Origin of the sequence: Agreia bicolorata, from assembly GCF_000938265.1 — a bacterium.
GTDB classification, from domain to species: domain Bacteria; phylum Actinomycetota; class Actinomycetes; order Actinomycetales; family Microbacteriaceae; genus Agreia; species Agreia bicolorata.
This window is the reverse complement of sequence record NZ_JYFC01000011.1, coordinates 56,243-73,016: the sequence shown is the minus strand read 5'-3', so window position 1 is coordinate 73,016 and position 16,774 is coordinate 56,243. Positions and strand designations below refer to the sequence as shown.

General features: G+C 65.1%; 11 protein-coding genes and 1 tRNA gene. 4 read left to right on the top strand and 8 right to left on the bottom strand.

Translation table 11 applies throughout. The annotated features are described in order from the left end of the window. Window positions 1–585: 585 nt before the first annotated feature. Window positions 586–3,144, bottom strand: coding sequence for a DEAD/DEAH box helicase (locus TZ00_RS18180; protein WP_044443879.1), 2,559 nt, complete (start codon window positions 3,142–3,144; stop codon window positions 586–588). Between the two features lie 92 nt (window positions 3,145–3,236). On the opposite strand from TZ00_RS18180, the gene TZ00_RS18175 reads away from it, so the two are divergent. From TZ00_RS18175 to TZ00_RS18160, 4 genes are read left to right on the top strand one after another with little or no spacing between them, the layout of a single operon-like run. Then, window positions 3,237–3,875 (top strand): hypothetical protein, encoded by a 639-nt coding sequence (locus TZ00_RS18175; protein WP_152631265.1) that lies wholly within the window; start codon window positions 3,237–3,239, stop codon window positions 3,873–3,875. Next, window positions 3,872–5,416, top strand: coding sequence for a DNA polymerase Y family protein (locus TZ00_RS18170; protein ID WP_044443877.1), 1,545 nt, complete (start codon window positions 3,872–3,874; stop codon window positions 5,414–5,416). Before TZ00_RS18175 ends, TZ00_RS18170 begins: the two co-directional genes overlap by 4 nt. 12 nt (window positions 5,417–5,428) lie before the next feature. Continuing rightward, entirely contained in the window at window positions 5,429–8,836 is a 3,408-nt protein-coding gene (locus tag TZ00_RS18165) for an error-prone DNA polymerase (protein ID WP_044443875.1), read from the top strand. Window positions 8,837–8,877: 41 nt separating this feature from the next. Beyond that, a complete protein-coding gene (locus TZ00_RS18160; protein WP_044443873.1) occupies window positions 8,878–9,738 on the top strand; it encodes an Fpg/Nei family DNA glycosylase in 861 nt (286 codons plus the stop codon). A gap of 8 nt (window positions 9,739–9,746) precedes the next feature. On the opposite strand, the gene TZ00_RS18155 is transcribed toward TZ00_RS18160, so the two are convergent. The 7 genes from TZ00_RS18155 to galU form a co-directional block, all read right to left on the bottom strand. After that, window positions 9,747–10,502, bottom strand: coding sequence for an SGNH/GDSL hydrolase family protein (locus TZ00_RS18155; RefSeq protein WP_052521695.1), 756 nt, complete (start codon window positions 10,500–10,502; stop codon window positions 9,747–9,749). An 81-nt stretch (window positions 10,503–10,583) separates the two neighbouring features. Next, complete coding sequence (locus TZ00_RS18150; RefSeq protein WP_044443871.1) at window positions 10,584–12,587, bottom strand: vWA domain-containing protein; 2,004 nt, start codon at window positions 12,585–12,587, stop codon at window positions 10,584–10,586. Continuing rightward, window positions 12,580–13,965, bottom strand: coding sequence for a MoxR family ATPase (locus TZ00_RS18145; RefSeq protein WP_044443869.1), 1,386 nt, complete (start codon window positions 13,963–13,965; stop codon window positions 12,580–12,582). Before TZ00_RS18145 ends, TZ00_RS18150 begins: the two co-directional genes overlap by 8 nt. A gap of 88 nt (window positions 13,966–14,053) precedes the next feature. Next, window positions 14,054–14,129: transfer RNA gene (locus TZ00_RS18140), tRNA-Ala, on the bottom strand. 58 nt (window positions 14,130–14,187) lie between these two features. Then, complete coding sequence (locus TZ00_RS18135; protein WP_044443867.1) at window positions 14,188–15,081, bottom strand: hypothetical protein; 894 nt, start codon at window positions 15,079–15,081, stop codon at window positions 14,188–14,190. A gap of 83 nt (window positions 15,082–15,164) precedes the next feature. Next, window positions 15,165–15,818, bottom strand: coding sequence for a GNAT family N-acetyltransferase (locus TZ00_RS18130; protein ID WP_044443866.1), 654 nt, complete (start codon window positions 15,816–15,818; stop codon window positions 15,165–15,167). 48 nt (window positions 15,819–15,866) lie between these two features. Continuing rightward, on the bottom strand, window positions 15,867–16,757 hold the full coding sequence (galU, locus tag TZ00_RS18125) for a UTP--glucose-1-phosphate uridylyltransferase GalU (RefSeq protein WP_044443865.1): 891 nt from the start codon (window positions 16,755–16,757) through the stop codon (window positions 15,867–15,869). Window positions 16,758–16,774: the final 17 nt, after the last annotated feature.

Genomic DNA, 16,774 nt, shown 5'->3' with positions numbered 1-16,774 from the left:
CGTAAATGATTACGCACAACCAAACAACCGGAATAGGCAGAATGATTGCAAGTTTGAAACTGACAGAACAAATCATTACTGACTTGCTTTGTATGTTTATATCTATTTCCAAAGGAATCCCAAACACCATCCAAAGGACAATGCGCGGGGTTTTTGGCATTTGACTTAGTGCACGCTGTTGAGTTCTCAAAGATCGGACGCACCCAACATCAACCACACCAACCGGCACAGCATCACATCGAGGCAACTTCTCAAACCTAGACCCGATCGAAGCTCTTGTCAAATCGAGCGATTCGAGCGACAAGATCGAAATCAGGCGCTTCAAATCGAACCAAACGACGTTCGACTGGGAAGGTTTACATCCTAGAACAAGAGGCAGAGCCGTTTATAGACTCTGATCTGGAGCTATGGGATGGTCCCGCTTGAGGCCGGAAGCTCTTCGGCTTTCCGAACCTGTGGGGTGACAAGAGGAAACATTACGGAAACACTGGGCGCTCGTCAAAACCAGCGTGCAGCCCGGGCGTGTCGTGGCCGGCTTCCCCGGAATTCCGCGGAAGTGGCACCCTTTGACACCCTTCGACAAGCTCAGGGAACGCGGGGACTGTTGTCTACCGCGATGACGCGCACGACGGCGACGCCCTGCTCGTTGGACTCCGCGAGATCGACGGTCGCCGAAATGCCGAAGTCGTGATCGCCAGCAGGGTCGTCGAAGATCTGGCGCACCAACCACTCCCCCGGCCGCTCGTCGATGATGAGCATCGCGGCGCTCCGCGCATCCGCACCTGTGAGCAACTCGTCGTGCTCGTCGAAGTAGTCGTCCATGGCGCGGGCCCACGCATCCGCGTCGAAGCCGGCCGCGGCATCCAATTCACCGAGCGCCTCGTAGTTCTCGAGGGCCGCGAGCTGAACCCGGCGGAACATCTCGTTGCGCACCAGGATGCGGAAAGCGCGGGCGTTCGAGGTGAGCAGTCGCGGTGCGGGAGGCACGATGCCCGGGTTCTCGACGCTGCCGCCGTCGTCGCTCGGATTGATCAGCTCTTCCCACTCGTCGAGCAGACTCGAGTCGACCTGGCGCACGAGTTCGCCGAGCCACTCGATGAGATCGTGCAGCTCCTCGGTCTTCGCCTCGTCGGGGATCGTCTGCCTGGCTGCGCGGAATGCATCGGACAGGTAGCGCAGAACAAGACCCTCCGAACGGGAGAGTTTGTAGAAGTTGATGAAGTCGCCGAAGGTCATCGCTCGCTCGTAGAGATCGCGCACAACAGACTTAGGTTTCAGCTCGAAGTCGCCGATCCACGGCTGCGAGGCGCTGTAGACCTCGAAGGCTTCGCCGAGAAGCTGCTCGAGCGGCATCGGCCAGGTCACCTGCTCGAGCAGTTCCATGCGCTGTTCGTACTCGATGCCCTCAGACTTCATCGAGGCCACGGCCTCGCCCCTCGCCAAGAACTGCTGTGCAGAGAGAACGGGCCGAGGATTCTCGAGCGTCGATTCGACCACCGAGATCATGTCGAGCACATATGTCTCGCTGTCTTCGTCGAGCAGATCGAAGACCGCGAGCGCGAAGGGCGACAGCGGCTGGTTGAGCGCGAAATTGGGTTGCAGATCGACGGTGAGCCGGATGCGATCGGGCCCGCCGCCGGGTTGCGGCACCTGGGTGACGACCTCCGCCGTGCGAAGTGTGCGGTAGATGGCGAGCGCCTGACGCAGATGCGCGAGCTGTTTCGCGCGGGGTTCGTGACTCGTCTCGATGAGTTCTCTGAACTCGGTGAAGGCGTCGCCCTCACGGGCTATCACATTGAGAACCATCGAATGGCTCACCTGCATACTCGACGAGAGCGTCTCGGGTTCTGCATCGACGAGCCTCAAGAAACTGGGTTCGCCCCACGAGACGAAGCCCTCGGGCGCACGCTTCTTGACGATCTTGCGCTTCTTCTTCGGGTCGTCGCCCGCCTTCGCGATCGCCTTCAGGTTCTCGGTCTCGTGCTCGGGCGCCTGCACCACGACCGTGCCGGCAGTGTCGTATCCCGCACGGCCGGCGCGACCCGCAATCTGGTGGAACTCCCGGGCGTTGAGCTGGCGCATCCGCACGCCGTCGAATTTCGTGAGAGCCGTGAGCAGCACGGTGCGGATCGGCACATTGATGCCGACGCCGAGTGTGTCGGTTCCGCAGATGACGCGGAGCAGCCCCTGCTGGGCGAGCTGCTCGACGAGGCGACGGTACTTCGGCAGCATGCCCGCGTGATGCACTCCGATGCCCGATCGGATCAGCCTGTTGAGCGTCTTGCCGAAGGCCGTGGTGAAGCGGAATCCTCCGATGACCTCGGCGATCTCGTCACGCTGCTCCCTGGTCGCGACACGGATGCTCGTGAGCGCCTGTGCTCGCTCGAGGGCCGCGAACTGTGAGAAGTGCACGATGTAGACCGGCGCCTGATGAGTCTCGAGCAGCTCTTCGACCGTCTCTTGAACGGGCGTCGTTGCGTAGTAGTAGTGCAGAGGAACCGGCCGCTCGACACCCGTGACCACGGCGGTCTCACGATCGGTTCGAGCGGTGAGGTCCTTCGCGAGCCAGGTGACATCGCCGAGCGTGGCCGACATCAGCACGAACTGCACATCGGGAAGAGTGAGCAGCGGAACCTGCCAGGCCCAGCCTCGTTCGGGATCGGAGTAGAAGTGGAACTCGTCCATGACGACCTGGCCGACGTCGGTGTCGGCGCCGTGGCGCAGGGCGAGATTCGCCAGGATCTCGGCCGTGCAGCAGATGATGGGCGCATCCGGATTCACCGATGAGTCGCCGGTGACCATACCCACGTTCGCCGCCCCGAACACGTCGACCAGGGCGAAGAACTTCTCGCTCACCAGAGCCTTGATCGGAGCGGTGTAATAACTGCGCTGCCCCCGCACGATGGCCGCGGCGTGCGCCCCGATCGCGACGAGAGATTTTCCGGTGCCCGTGGGAGTCGAGAGGATCACGTTCGCCCCGGACACGATCTCGATGACCGCCTCCTCCTGAGCCGGATACAGCGTGATGCCTCGGGAGCTCGCCCAGGTCTCGAAAGCACTGAAGACCGTGTCTTCGTCGAATGTCTCGGGGAGAAGCGACAGTAGAGAAGCGCTGTCGGCAGCCTCGGGCAGAGTCACGGTCATGATGTATCGATCCTGCCCTCTGCCGAGCCGAGCGCCTAACCGACACCCGCGACCCGATTGACTTATTCGAACATATATTCGAATATTGCAGAATGAGTTCGGTCGTAGCTATGGAGTCCCCCGCCTCGGTGAGGCAGGCGCTGCAGGCGCGCATCAGCTCGATGCAGTCCACCCGACTCGACGAAGATGCGTTCCCTGTGCTGCCGATAATGCGGGGTGTGCTCGGCCGCGGTCTTCGGCGCGGAGTCGTCTACTCGATCTCAGGGTCGACATCGCTCGCTCTGGCACTCGTCGCAGCTGCATCACAGAGCGGCGAGTGGTGTGGAGTGCTCGACGTTCCCGATCTCGGCCTCGAGGCCGCGGCCGGCTGGGGAATCGACCTCGACCGACTCGTATGGGTCGCCGATCCGGGTGATCGGTGGATGTCGACGGTCGGCTCGATGGCCGATGTGCTCGGCCTGGTCATCGTCAGGGCTCCCACGCGGGTCACCTCAGCCGAGGCGTCGCGGCTGGTCGCCCGGCTGCGACAGACCCGATCGACGATGCTCGTCCTCGGCGAATGGCCGCAGTCGGAGTCACAGATCCGTGTCGTCTCGTCGTCGTGGACAGGCCTGGGCGATGGTCACGGCCACCTCGCCGACCGGCATCTCGAGCTCGAGGTGCGACAGGGGCAGGGCGGGGGCGCACCTCGACGATCGCGGCTTCGGGTACCGGCGGCGGCGATTCCATGAACTCCTCAGCCGCACGGGTCTTGGTGGTCTGGCTGCCCGACTGGCCGATCACCGCCGCCCGACGCAACCTCGAGCTTCCCGTCGACCAGCCACTCGCGCTCATTCACAAAGGTGTCGTTTTCGCATGCTCGAGCGACGCTCGAGCGTCGGGCGCGCAACGGGGCCTCGCCGTTCGAGAGGCTCAGCTCAGATGTCCCCAGCTTCTCGTCGTCGCCTATGACCCTCAGACCGATGCTCGTGCTTTCGAGCCCGTCGTGGCGTCTCTCGAAGAGCTGGTTCCCGGCGTACGCATTCTCCGCCCCGGGCTGTGCGCCATTCGAGCGAGGGGCCCAGCCCGCTTCTACGGTGGTGAAGAGCGCGCGGCCTCGACGATTCACGAGGCGATGGCAAAGGCAGACATCGCCGCGCGACTGGGCATCGCCGACAGTGTCTTCGGCGCAGAACGCGCCGCGCTGAAGACGAGCGACAGCGCCCCCGTATCGATCGTCGAGCCCGGAACCACACGGCAGTTTCTGGCCTCTGCGCCGATCTCCACGCTCGACGACTCGACTCTTGTGCCCGTGCTGCGCCGACTGGGGCTGCACAGCCTCGGCGACTTCGCCGCTCTCGATCAGGTGGCGGTCGGCGCGAGATTCGGAGAAGCCGGACTGCGTGCGCACGCCCGAGCATCCGCGACCGACCGGCTCTCGGGCGCCGAGCACACGCCCGAGGCCGACTTCGGTGCCGATGTGGCCTTCGAACCGGCGCTCGATCGTGTCGACCAGATCGCCTTCGGCGTGAGAACAGCATCCGAATCGATGATCGATCGGCTCGCCGAAGGCGGTCTGGTCTGCACGGCGCTGCGCATCACCGTCACGAGCGAATCCGGTGAGCGACGAGAGAGATCCTGGTCGCATCCGCACCATTTCTCGGCAGCCGATGTGGTCGATCGCGTGCGCTGGCAGCTTCAAGGGTCGGGGGGTGCCACCGCGGGGCCCGCATCTCCGGTCGAGCGAATCGAGTTGTCTCCCGCTCGAGTAGATGCGAGCGCCAATCACGAATCCGGCCTCTGGGGCACCTCGCTCGATGAGCGAGTGCACCATGCCTTGGCCAGACTGCACAGCGTGCTCGGCCACGGGGCGGTCTCCACCCCTACGCTCGGCGGAGGCCGCTTTCTGAGCGAAAGACAGGTGCTTGTCGCCTGGGGAGACGAAACGCCGCCATCGAAACGCACCCTGCCCTGGCCGGGCAGCATCCCCCCTCCCGCCCCGGCGACCGTCTTCGCCGAACCGCGGCCTGCCGATGTGCGCGGCTCACTCGGAGAGCCGATCGATGTCGACGCCCGCGGCACAACGAATTCGACTCCCGCATGGCTGTCGCTCGACCGATCCCCCGCGCTGAAGATCTCCTCGTGGGCCGGACCGTGGTCGGTGACACAGAGATGGTGGGATTCCGAAACCCGCAGAAGCGCACACCGATTCCAGATGATCGACTCCGAGGGAATGGCCTGGCTGATGATTCTCGAAGACCACGAGTGGGCAGCAGAGGCCCGCTATGACTGAGCGAGATCTGCCATGAACTGGATGAATCCGCCCATCCCGTGGTCTGAATTCGAACGCATCGCATCGGGCACAACACGGCGCGACGATCGTCCGCGCGGAGCCGACGGCGGCGACAGCCCGGCGTGGTCGCGCAAGCGGGCGCCCTATGAACCGCCCCCACGAGCAGAGAGGCCATCCCGAACGGCCGTGCCGTACGCCGAGCTGCATGTGCATTCGCACTACAGCTTTCTCGACGGCGCGTCCTCCCCCGAGAATCTCGTCGAAGAGGCACTGCGTCTCGGGCTCACCGGCCTCGGCCTGACCGATCACGACGGTCTCTACGGGATCGTGCGCATGGCCGAGGCCGCCGAGAATGTCGATCTGATGACAGTCTTCGGCGCCGAGCTCTCGTTGGGTCTGACGGCTCCTCAGAACGGCGTCGCCGACCCCGAGGGCGAACACCTTGTGGTTCTGGCGCGGAAAGAAGCCGGATACCACCGGCTGGCTGGCGCCATCACGAGCGCTCAGCTGGCATCCGGCGCGGAGAAAGGCCACCCGGTGTACTCGCTCGACGAGCTCTCGAACGCGGCACAGGACTCGTGGCTCGTCTTGACCGGATGCCGCAAGGGTGCGGTGAGAAAGGCTCTCGAGAGCGACGGATCGTCGGGCGCCGCGAGGGAACTCGACCGTCTGATCGACCTCTTCGGTCGAGACAACGTGGTGGTCGAACTGTTCGACCACGGAGATCCTCGTGCGTCGAGCATCAACGATGCCCTCGCCGATCTGGCTACCCGTGCCCGCCTGCCCGTGATCGCGACGAACAATGTGCACTTCGCGAGCCCAGAAGCGTATCCGCTCGCGTCAGCCCTGGCGGCGATTCGGGCGCGCCGCAGCCTCGACGAGATGGACGGCTGGCTGCCGGCATCCACGGGCGCGCATCTGCGCAGCGGGGCCGAAATGGCCGCGCGATTCTCGCGCTACCCCGGAGCCGTCGAACGAACGGTCGAGATCGCTGCAGATCTGTCGTTCTCGCTGCGGTCTGCCCGACCCAACCTCCCGAAACTCGATGTGCCGGCCGGGCACACGCCCATCAGCTGGCTGCGCGAGCTCGTTAGACGGGGCGCGGAGAAGCGCTACCCGAACGCGACGCCCGACATCCACGACAGGCTCGAACGCGAGCTCCGCGTGATCGAAGACAAAGATTTTCCCGGCTACTTTCTGATCGTCGAAGACATCGTGGGGTTCGCCAGGGGCCGGGGCATCCTCTGCCAGGGGCGAGGTTCTGCGGCCAACTCGGCCGTCTGCTACGTACTGGGAATCACCGCCGTCGACTCGATAGCGCGCGGCCTCCCCTTCGAACGGTTTCTGTCGGCGCTGCGCGAAGAAGAGCCCGATATCGACGTGGACTTCGACTCGGACCGGCGCGAAGAGGTGATCCAGTACGTCTACGAGCGCTACGGTCGACGGAATGCGGCGCAGGTGGCCAATGTCATCAGCTACCGGCCGAAGAACGCCGTTCGCGATGTGGCGAAGGCGCTCGGTTACAGTCAGGGCCAGCAAGACGCGTGGTCACGTCAGATCGAGCGGTGGGGCAACCTGAGCGAGACCCACGATCACGATATTCCCGACGCGGTGACTCACCTGGCTCAGCAGCTGCTCAAGGCGCCCCGACACCTCGGCATCCACTCGGGCGGCATGGTGCTCACTGAGAATCCCGTGGGCGAGGTGGTGCCCATCGAGCACGCGCGAAAAGAGAACCGCACGGTTCTGCAGTGGGACAAGGACGACTGCGCATGGATGGGTCTCGTGAAGTTCGATCTGCTCGGCCTGGGAATTCTGGCGGCGCTGCAGTACACCTTCGACCTCGTCGTAGAGCACACCGGTGAGCAGTGGGATCTGGATAGCATTCCGAAGGAAGAGGCCGGCGTGTACGACATGCTGTGCCGAGCCGACGCCATCGGCGTGTTCCAGGTGGAGAGTCGCGCCCAGATGGGAACTCTCCCGAGGCTCCTCCCCCGTCGCTATTACGACCTGGTCATCGAGATCGCTCTCATTCGCCCCGGCCCCATCCAGGGTGGCGCGGTGCACCCCTACATTCGGCGCAAGACCGGCGAAGAAGAAGTGACATACCCCCACCATCTGCTCGAGCCCGTGTTGGAACGCACGCTCGGAGTACCGCTCTTCCAGGAGCAGCTCATGCAGATGGCTGTTGCAGTCGGGGGCTGTTCTCCCGCCGACGCAGACCTGCTTCGCCGCGCCATGGGCTCCAAACGAGGTGTAGAACGAATCGAGTCGCTGAAGGCGACCCTGTTCGAAGGCATGGCCAGTAACGGGCTCGACCTCGAAACCAGTGAAGACATCTACTCGCGCATCCAGGCGTTCGCCAACTTCGGCTTCGCCGAGAGTCACGCTCTCAGCTTCGCCCTTCTGGTCTACGCCAGTGCGTGGCTCAAGCTGCACTACCCCGCCGCCTTTCTGGCGGCGCTGCTTCGAGCCCAGCCCATGGGCTTCTATTCGCCTCTGACCCTCACGGCGGATGCGCGTCGGCACGGTGTCGAGGTACGCCGCCCGAGCATCCAGCGGTCTCTGGCCGATGCCACGCTCGAAGAGATCGACACAGGCGGCCCCGCCCAGACGCAGACCCGCGAGGAATGCTGCGACCCGGATCAGCCCCCGGTCGGTGCGTTCGACCGCACGGCACCCGACCTCTCGGCGAGCCACCGCCGTGACGGTCGCTTCGCCGTGCGGCTCGGCCTGGCGGCGATCACTGGCATCGGCGCGGATCTCGCTCACCGCATCGTCTCCGAGAGAGAGGAATCGGGCGACTTCGTCGACCTCTCAGATCTGTCACGTCGGGTGGGGCTGTCGACTGAACAGCTCGAGGCGCTCGCCGCCGCCGGGGCCTTCGATTCACTGGGCATCAGCCAGCGAGAGGCGTTCTGGCAGGCCGGCGAGGCATCCGCCGAACGAGCGGATCAGCTCGCGGGTTCGTCCGTCAGCGTTCAACCTCCACTGTTGCCCGTGCTGACGTCGTCCGAACGACTGGCCTACGACATCTGGTCGACCGGCATCTCGCCCGATGACCATCCGATCAGTCAGGCGCGCGATGCCCTCGCCGCCCGCGGAGTCTCTCCTATCGTCAACCTCGCTCAGGCGGAGTCGGGGCGGCGGGTTCTTGCGGGCGGCGTGGTCACCCACCGACAACGCCCTCAGACCGCGGGCGGCATCATCTTCATGAACCTCGAAGATGAGACCGGCCTGCTCAATGTCATCGTGAGCACCGGCGTCTGGAACCGCTACCGCCGCCTGGCGAGGGAATCGCCCGCTCTTGTCGTGCGCGGAATCCTCGAGCGCTCGCCCGAGGGCATCATCAACCTGGTTGCAGACCGGTTCGAAGAACTCGCTCTGCAGACACGCACCCGCTCCCGCGACTTTCGTTAGCCGGGTAGACCGTTGTCAGTGGTCGGGTCGAGACTGGGGACGTGCCAGAACTTCCCGAGATCCACGCGCTCGTCGCAGATCTGAGCGCGCGGCTCGTCGGTCGAACCCTTGCGCGCCTCGATCTGGTGTCGTTCGCCGCCCTCAAGACCTTCGATCCGCCCGCCTCAGCCCTGAGCGGCCACGTGATCACGTCGATCGGCAGGCACGGCAAGTTCCTCGACATCTCTGTGGGCGACATGCATCTCGTGATGCACCTGGCTCGCGCCGGCTGGATCCGCTGGCGTGACAGCGAACCCGCGCCGCGCACACGACCCACGTCGGGGCCTCTCACCGCTCGTCTTGTACTCGACGATGGTTCGGGCTTCGATGTCACCGAAGCGGGAACGAAGAAGAGCGTCGCCATCTGGATCGTTCGGAACGTCGACGAAATCCCCCAGATCACTCGACTGGGGCCAGATCCGCTCGACGCGGCATTCACTCTCGAGGTCTTCACTCAGATTCTCACTTCGGCCGGGCGAATGCAGATCAAGGGCGCCTTGCGCGATCAGTCGCGTATCGCCGGAATCGGCAACGCCTACTCCGACGAGATCTTGCATGTGGCCCGCATGTCGCCTTACAAGCCGGCATCGATGACGGCCGACGAGGCATCCCGGCTCTACGACGCGATGCGCGAGACACTGCGGGGCGCCATCGAGCGATCCGAGGGAGTCAGTGCATCGAATCTGAAGCGCGAGAAGAAGACCGCCATGCGCGTGCACGGCAGGGCCGGCGAAAAGTGTCCGGTCTGCGGCGACACCGTGCGGCAGGTGATCTTCGCCGACCGCACCCTGGAGTACTGCCCGAGTTGCCAAACGGGCGGAAAACCGCTGGCCGATCGTGTGCTGTCGAGGCTGCTCAAATAGCCGTGCCGTCAGCCGGCCTCGCGAATCGCCGCGGCCACTGCGGCCGCTATCACGGTAAGCCCTTTCGATACGGGATGGATGTCGTCGAACTGCATAAGCTCCGGCTGGCCGGCGAGAGGCTGACCTATATCGAGATAGTCGGCGTCGACCGCCTCTGACGCTCTGAGGATGTCGGCGTCGAGGTCGCCGAGTTCGTCGGGTGGGGTCGTGTCTCCCCAGAATGCATTCAACGCGAAGATACGCGCGTCGGGAAGCTCGTCGCGCAGGTAGCTCATGGTCTCCATCGTCTGACTGGCGACCTCGTCTGGATCTTCGTCGAGATCGTTGCTGCTCGCGGCGATGACGACGATAGAGGGGTTCAGTTCGACGGCCTCGACGGCCTGATCTTGAAAAGTGCCCCCGTCGTCGCCGACAGCGACGAAGCCGCTCCCGTCAGCCGCGAGGTCGGTGAGTTGCCAGTTCGTGGCCGCGCCGATGAGTTGCGGCCACGCATGGCTCGACTTCACGTTGTGCCCGTCCATGATCGAGTCCCCGATGGCCACGACCACGGGCCCGGGTTCTGATTCCGCCTCGACGGAGCCGGCGGTCGGTGCCGTCGGCACCGTTGTGGCCGACAGAGCGGCTGACCGCGAGTCGATATGGATGTGCTCTCCGGAGCCGTGCGTGACACTCTGCACGATGACCGAGACGACGGCGGCCGAGACGAGCATCGAGCCCGCGATGACAACAGCGACGGCGCGTTTGTTGCGACGCTTAGCGTTCATTCCCCCACCTCACTCACCAGCTCGACAGTACTCGGCGGCATCGTTCGTCGGTCGCGAGGACGCTGGACGCAGCCTCCGAATTCACCCAGTCCAGAACCCCGACCCGTCGCGCGAGCCCAGGTAGGAGCCGACCACAGCGGCACCGAGGTCATCCAACTCCGGCGAGACCACGCTGCCGCCGACCCTTTTCGCCATCGAGTCGATGAAACGGGCGAGCCCAGGATCGTCGCCCAGCCGGAAGAACGTGGTCGATGCACCGAGTCGCATCGAATTCTCGAGCTCGCGAACGGCGACCGCGATTGTCAGGGGGTGCGGCGGGTAGTCGAAGAACACCTCGCCGCTCGATTCCAGGTGGGAGGTCGGCTCGCCGTCGGTCACGATGAGCAGAACAGGCTGGGCATTGGGGTGCCGGCGGAAGTGCCGGTTCGCGAGCAGCAGGGCGTGATGAAGATTGGTGCCCTTCTCGTACTCTGCCTCGAGACCGGTGAGCTGCTCGATCTCCATCACCTGAGCCTCGCGTCCAAACGCGATCAGCTGCAGGTCGTCGCCGCGGAACCGGCTGGTGACGAGCGTGTGAAGCGCGAGAGCGGTGCGCTTCATCGGAACCCATCGGCCGTCCATGGCCATCGAGAACGAGGTGTCGACCAGCAGTGCCACGCAAGCCTGGGTTCTCGCCTCGGTCTCCTGCACTTCCACGTCGCCGATCTCGATTCGGATGCCCCCTCCCGCGGCCGCCCCGCCACCCGCGGTTCGCGAGAGGGCGTTCGTGATCGTACGCGTCACATCCCATGGCTCTGTATCGCCGAACGACCACTCGCGAGTGGCACCCGACAACTCGCCCGCGGAACCGGCCTGCCGAACGTCTCTGTTGCCCTGGCGGCCCGATAGGCGCTGCGCGACGTCGCGCAGCAGGGAGCGGCCGAGAAGTCGCATCGCCCTCGGCGTCAGCTTCAGCGTTCCGTCAGAAGCGCGCTTTATGGTTCCCGAGTCGCGCAGGGCCTTTTCGAGCTGAGCGAGGGTGCGCGCATCTGCCGAGGCGTCGTCGCCGAGCTGGCGCGAGAGCGCGTCGAGGTCGAGGTCGTCGAGGCGCGAGCCTCCATAGCCCTGAGAAAGCTGCTCCGACAGCTCGTCGAGTTCGGCGATGTCTTGAAACACGCCTGTTCCGTCGCCCAGGCCGAGGCCGTCAGACCCCGACATGCGCTCCGACCCCTGCCAGTCGGCGCCGGGGCGCAGTGCCTGCAGCTGTTCGTCGAGTTGCGAGAGCGATGACATCAGTTCGGGCGATCCGAAGGCATTGGATGCGAGTGCGTCGAGTTCGTCGCGCTGCTCCTGGCTCATCGAATTGCGCATTCGAGCGGCCGCCGCGGCCCGAGCGGCCAGCGTGTCGATGAGTTCGTCGATGGTTCGAGGGTTCTCGGGAAAGAACTCACCGTGAGTGCTCATGAATTCGTCGAACTGCTGCTGGCTCGCCTCGCCCCGAGCGTGTCTCTCGAACAGCGCCGTGAGATCGGCCAGCATGGCAGCGATGGCCGCTCTGTCTTCGTCGTCTGCGTTCTCGAGCGCATGTTTGAGCCCGGCGAAGCGTTGATCGAGCATCTCCCTGCCGAGCAGATCCTTGATGCGCTCGAAATCCTGCCGCGCCTCGGTGCTGCGCCACGAATAGTCGCCCAGCTCTTTCACGGCGGCCGCGGTCGATGGCGGCAGGGCGCCCAGCTGCATCTCTGCGAGGGCGCGCGAATCGTCGTCGAGCTGCACATCTCGAGCCAGCTGCTTGCGCTCCTCGAGCACGGCTTTGTCGAGCAACCGCCGCACCTCGTTCAGCGTGCCGTCGAGGTTGTGCTTCGCGGTCAGCTCGCGGCGCCGCTCGGCGACCCGGCGAGCCAGATCGTCGAGTCCGGGGCGGTCGCGGGTGCCGCGGCGCAGCAGCTCGCGCAGCGATGCCTCGGGAGAGTAGCCCTCCATCACGTCGTGGCCGATGGCGTCGAGCGCCTCTCGCAGGTCGACGGGAGGCGCGAGCGGGTCGGGCCCGCCCGCGTACTTTCCGTAGCGCGAAGCGCGGGTCAGGCGCCGATTCTCCCTAGCCATAGATCGTTTCGCCTCCCCCTGAGGCCTTGCTGATGCGCCGGTCGAGGAAGAGCCCCTCGAGGGCGAGTTCGATCGCTCCCGCCCGCTGACCGTCCCCTCGGGCGCCGAGCCGATCGGCGATCTGGTCGTAGAGCTCGGATTCGCCGAGGGCCGGAAGCCCCGCAAGGAACTCGCGCGCCGGAACCTGTTCGCCTGTCGTCACCACCGCGCCCTCTTCGACGGCAGAGACCAGCGCTCTGAAGTCGAGGCCTCTGAAGTACGCGTTCACGGTCTCCGCCGTGGCGCGACGCAGCAGGTGGTCGAGAATCTCGTCCTCACGCCCTTCCTCACCCGACTCGAACTCGATCTTGCCGCCGAGCACGTCGACGGCCGTTTCGAGATCGACCGGCCGGGCCACGGCATCCGGTTCGCCCTGCCGCGTGGCGCGATGGATGGCCGCCGCGGCGATGGTCTCCGCTCCGGCGATCGCGAAGCGCGCGCTCACACCGCTGCGCTGATCGACCGACGGCGACTCTCGGAGCGCGCGAGTGAAACGGGCGAGGATCTCGACGAGATACTCGGGCACCTTGGCCACGAGATCGGCCTCCTGCCGGATGATCGACACCTCGTCGGCGAGCTCGAGCGGATAGTGGGTTCGGATCTCAGCGCCGAAGCGATCTTTCAACGGCGTGATGATGCGTCCGCGGTTCGTGTAGTCCTCGGGGTTGGCGCTGGCGACGACCAGCACGTCGAGGGGCAGTCGCAGCACGTAGCCGCGGATCTGGATGTCACGCTCCTCCATCACGTTGAGCATGGCCACCTGGATGCGCTCGGCGAGGTCGGGCAGTTCGTTGATGGCCACGATGCCTCGGTGGCTGCGAGGAATGAGGCCGAAGTGGATCGTCTCCGGGTCTCCGAGGCTGCGCCCTTCGGCCACCTTCATGGGGTCGACGTCGCCGATGAGGTCGGCGACGGATGTGTCGGGCGTTGCGAGCTTCTCCGCGTAACGCTCCTCGCGCGTGCGCCAGGACACGGGCAGGTCGTCGCCGAGTTCGTGGGCACGGCGCACGCTCTGGCTGGTGATGGGGTCGAACGGATGCTCCCCCAGTTCCGACCCCTCGATCACCGGCGACCACTCGTCGAGCAGGCCCACCATGGTTCGCAAGAGGCGGGTCTTGCCCTGCCCACGTTCGCCGAGCAGCACGATGTCGTGCCCCGCGATCAGAGCTCGCTCAAGCTGAGGGATGACCGTGGCCTCGAAACCGTGCAGCCCTGGCCAGGGATCACGACCTTCTCGAAGAGCCGCCAGAAGGTTGTCGCGGATCTCGACTCGAAGGGACTTCTGCTGGTGGCCCGAAGCCCTGAGCTGACCGACTGTGGCGATGAGGGGACGCGTCATTTTTCCACGCTACCTCCGCGTCGAAAGGACATGCCCCTTACAAAGCAAAGAAGCCCCGGTCTAAGACCGGGGCTTCTTCGTGCTGTTCTGGTGGAGCATAGGAGATTCGAACTCCTGACCTCTTCGATGCGAACGAAGCGCGCTACCAACTGCGCCAATGCCCCGGAACTGCCTTGGAAGACTATCACGACCGCGGCAGCGACTCCGAACCGAACGAGACGCTCAGCCTGCCCTGCGGCGTGCGAGAACCTCGTCGAGGTCGAGCCGTGAGCCGTCGGTGGTGTCGACGATGCCCATGGATGCAAAACGGCTGGGCGGGCGCGGTGCCACCGGCTCGGCGATGGGTGCGAGCGGAAGCTCGATGGGGGCTACCGCAGGACCGGCGGACGCTGCCGCGCGCAGGGCGTTCTCGGCATCCGATGCGGCTCGACGGAGGTCGGCCTCGATCTCGAGCGAGACCTCGCGAGCCACCGAGGGCAACGCGGTCGCGAGACCCGGCGCAGAGACGCGGGCGGCATAGAGAGGCTTGGGAAGCGGGATGGGAGTCCACTCACTCGGAGCGACGGGCGCGGCGACCGGAGCCGGCTCGGCGTCGAGGAACGATCCCCCGTGGTCGACCAGCGTCTGGTCGTGCACGGTAAGCCGCGGTGCGGGGAGGCGAAGGCTGCGGCCGGCGCGGGCGAGCTTGCCCAGCATCACAACGCAGAGGGAGGAGACGGAGGCGCCGATGGCGACGACGACCCAGGCACCGGCGAGAGTGATCTGAAAACCGGCGAGAACCGCGATCGACGCGGAGAGAAGGAAGATCGCGGTGGTGACGGCGCGCGAACGTTTGATGCGGGCCGCGATGAGAACGGCAACCGGCGTGGCATCTTGCGACACCTGGCGCAGATAGCGCTGCTGCTCGGCCACACTGCGCGCCGTCGTGGCGACACGGATCTCGTCGGGCACCTCGCTCGTCTCAGCGAGAATGCGCAGCGTCTGCTGCAACCGCACAGCGTTGCGCTCGGTCGCGAAGAACTCTCGGCGCCGAGACCAGGTCGGCATAAAATAAATCAGCCACAGCCCAGCTGCGACGGCGATGATGAGGCCTCCGCCCAGCCAGTCCGTTGTCATGGCTCTACGGTATGAGAGCGATGGCCTGTTGGAGCCTTCTGGCTGCGTGTGTCGCGAACACCCGCGACGCAATTAGTCGCAAGTCAGCGAGGAATCGTCTCGATGGCCCGTTGCGCGGCCTCGCGGTCGACAAGCGGAACGGAGCCTTCGCCCGCGGGAACCCGACCGTCTTTCCACCGCCGCAGCACACCGACGGGAAGCTCTTCGGCGACCAGGGCGAAGCAGAAGTGATCGCGCCAGTCGCCGTTGATGTGAATGAACCGGCGCCGAAGCCCCTCGTAGCGGTAGCCCAGCTTCTCGACGACGCGAAGACTCGGTGCGTTCTCGGGCCGAATGCAGATCTCGATGCGGTGAAGTCCCACCTGAAAGAACGAGTAGTCGGAAGCCAGGGCGACGGCGGTGGGCGTGATGTTCTTGCCCGCGAACCGCTCGGAGACCCAGTAGCCGATGCTCGCCGACGACACAGACCCGTAGCTGATCGACGACACGTTGAGTTGGCCCGCCAGCTCGCCGTTGTATTCGATCAGAAACGGCAGTCCGTAGCCGGCTCGCGCGTTGCTCTGCAAAGACCGGATGCTCGCCCGCGTATCGAAAGACATCGGCCCGTGCGGGTTGGTCGCCTCCCACTTGCGCAGCCAGCCGCGGTTCTCCATGAGCTCACGTTCGAGCGCTCGCGCATCCCGCACCCGGATGGGGCGAATGACGATGGGGCCGTCGGACAGGGTGGGAACAAACATCGGCGGTGACAGTCATTCCTTCGGCGTTGTGGTGAACTTGGGGACCGCTTACAGGCCCTTGGCGTATTCCTTGAGCCAGGGTCGCAGGTCGCCGCCCAGATCTTCGCGATCGCTCGCCAGCTGGATGATGGCCTTAATGTAGTCGAGTTTGTCACCCGTGTCGTAGCGACGACCGCGGAAGACGACTCCGTAGACGCCACCAGCGATCGAGGTGTCGGCCGCGAGGGTTTCGAGCGCGTCGGTGAGCTGGATCTCGTTGCCCTTGCCCGGCTCGGTCTTCTCGAGAACGTCGAAGACCTCGGGCTGCAGAACGTAGCGCCCGATGACCGCGTAGTTCGAGGGAGCGTCTTCTGCGGCCGGCTTCTCGACCAGGCCGGTGATGCGCACCACGTCGTCTTCGTCGGTTTCTTCGATGGATGCCACGCCGTACATGTGCACGACCGAGGGGTCGACCTCGAGGAGGGCGACGACGGTCGTGGTGCGCGTCTCAGCCACCTCGATCATGCGGGTGAGCAGCTCGTCTCGGGCGTCGATCAGGTCGTCACCGAGGAGAACGGCGAACGGCTGGTTGCCGACGTGCATGCGGGCGCGCAGCACGGCATGGCCGAGCCCGCGGGGATCGCCCTGACGGACGTAGTGCATCTCGGCGAGCGCGGTGGCCTCGTTGACCATGCGCAGCTTGTTGCCGTCACCCTTCGACTCGAGAGTGGCCTCGAGCTCGGTGACGCGGTCGAAGTGGTTGGCCAGTGCGTGCTTGTTGCGGCCCGTCACGACGAGGATGTCGTCGAGCCCTGCCTTCACGGCCTCTTCGACCACGTACTGGATAGCCGGCTTGTCGACGACCGGAAGCATCTCTTTAGGCAGCGCCTTCGTGGCGGGCAGGAAGCGAGTTCCCAGCCCGGCTGCAGGAATGACGGCTTTTGTAATCTTTGTCCCCATACCGCCAAGGCTATCCA

Bases quoted from the DNA above. Each gene is read 5' to 3' on its own strand.
- TZ00_RS18180 (WP_044443879.1), bottom strand. From the start codon at position 3,144: ATGACCGTGACTCTGCCCGAGGCTGCCGACAGCGCTTCTCTACTGTCG.
- TZ00_RS18145 (WP_044443869.1), bottom strand. From the start codon at position 13,965: ATGACGCGTCCCCTCATCGCCACAGTCGGTCAGCTCAGGGCTTCGGGC.
- galU (WP_044443865.1), bottom strand. From the start codon at position 16,757: ATGGGGACAAAGATTACAAAAGCCGTCATTCCTGCAGCCGGGCTGGGA.
- TZ00_RS18175 (WP_152631265.1), top strand. From the start codon at position 3,237: ATGAGTTCGGTCGTAGCTATGGAGTCCCCCGCCTCGGTGAGGCAGGCG.
- TZ00_RS18150 (WP_044443871.1), bottom strand. From the start codon at position 12,587: ATGGCTAGGGAGAATCGGCGCCTGACCCGCGCTTCGCGCTACGGAAAG.
- TZ00_RS18155 (WP_052521695.1), bottom strand. From the start codon at position 10,502: ATGAACGCTAAGCGTCGCAACAAACGCGCCGTCGCTGTTGTCATCGCG.
- TZ00_RS18165 (WP_044443875.1), top strand. From the start codon at position 5,429: ATGAACTGGATGAATCCGCCCATCCCGTGGTCTGAATTCGAACGCATC.
- TZ00_RS18130 (WP_044443866.1), bottom strand. From the start codon at position 15,818: ATGTTTGTTCCCACCCTGTCCGACGGCCCCATCGTCATTCGCCCCATC.
- TZ00_RS18135 (WP_044443867.1), bottom strand. From the start codon at position 15,081: ATGACAACGGACTGGCTGGGCGGAGGCCTCATCATCGCCGTCGCAGCT.
- TZ00_RS18170 (WP_044443877.1), top strand. From the start codon at position 3,872: ATGAACTCCTCAGCCGCACGGGTCTTGGTGGTCTGGCTGCCCGACTGG.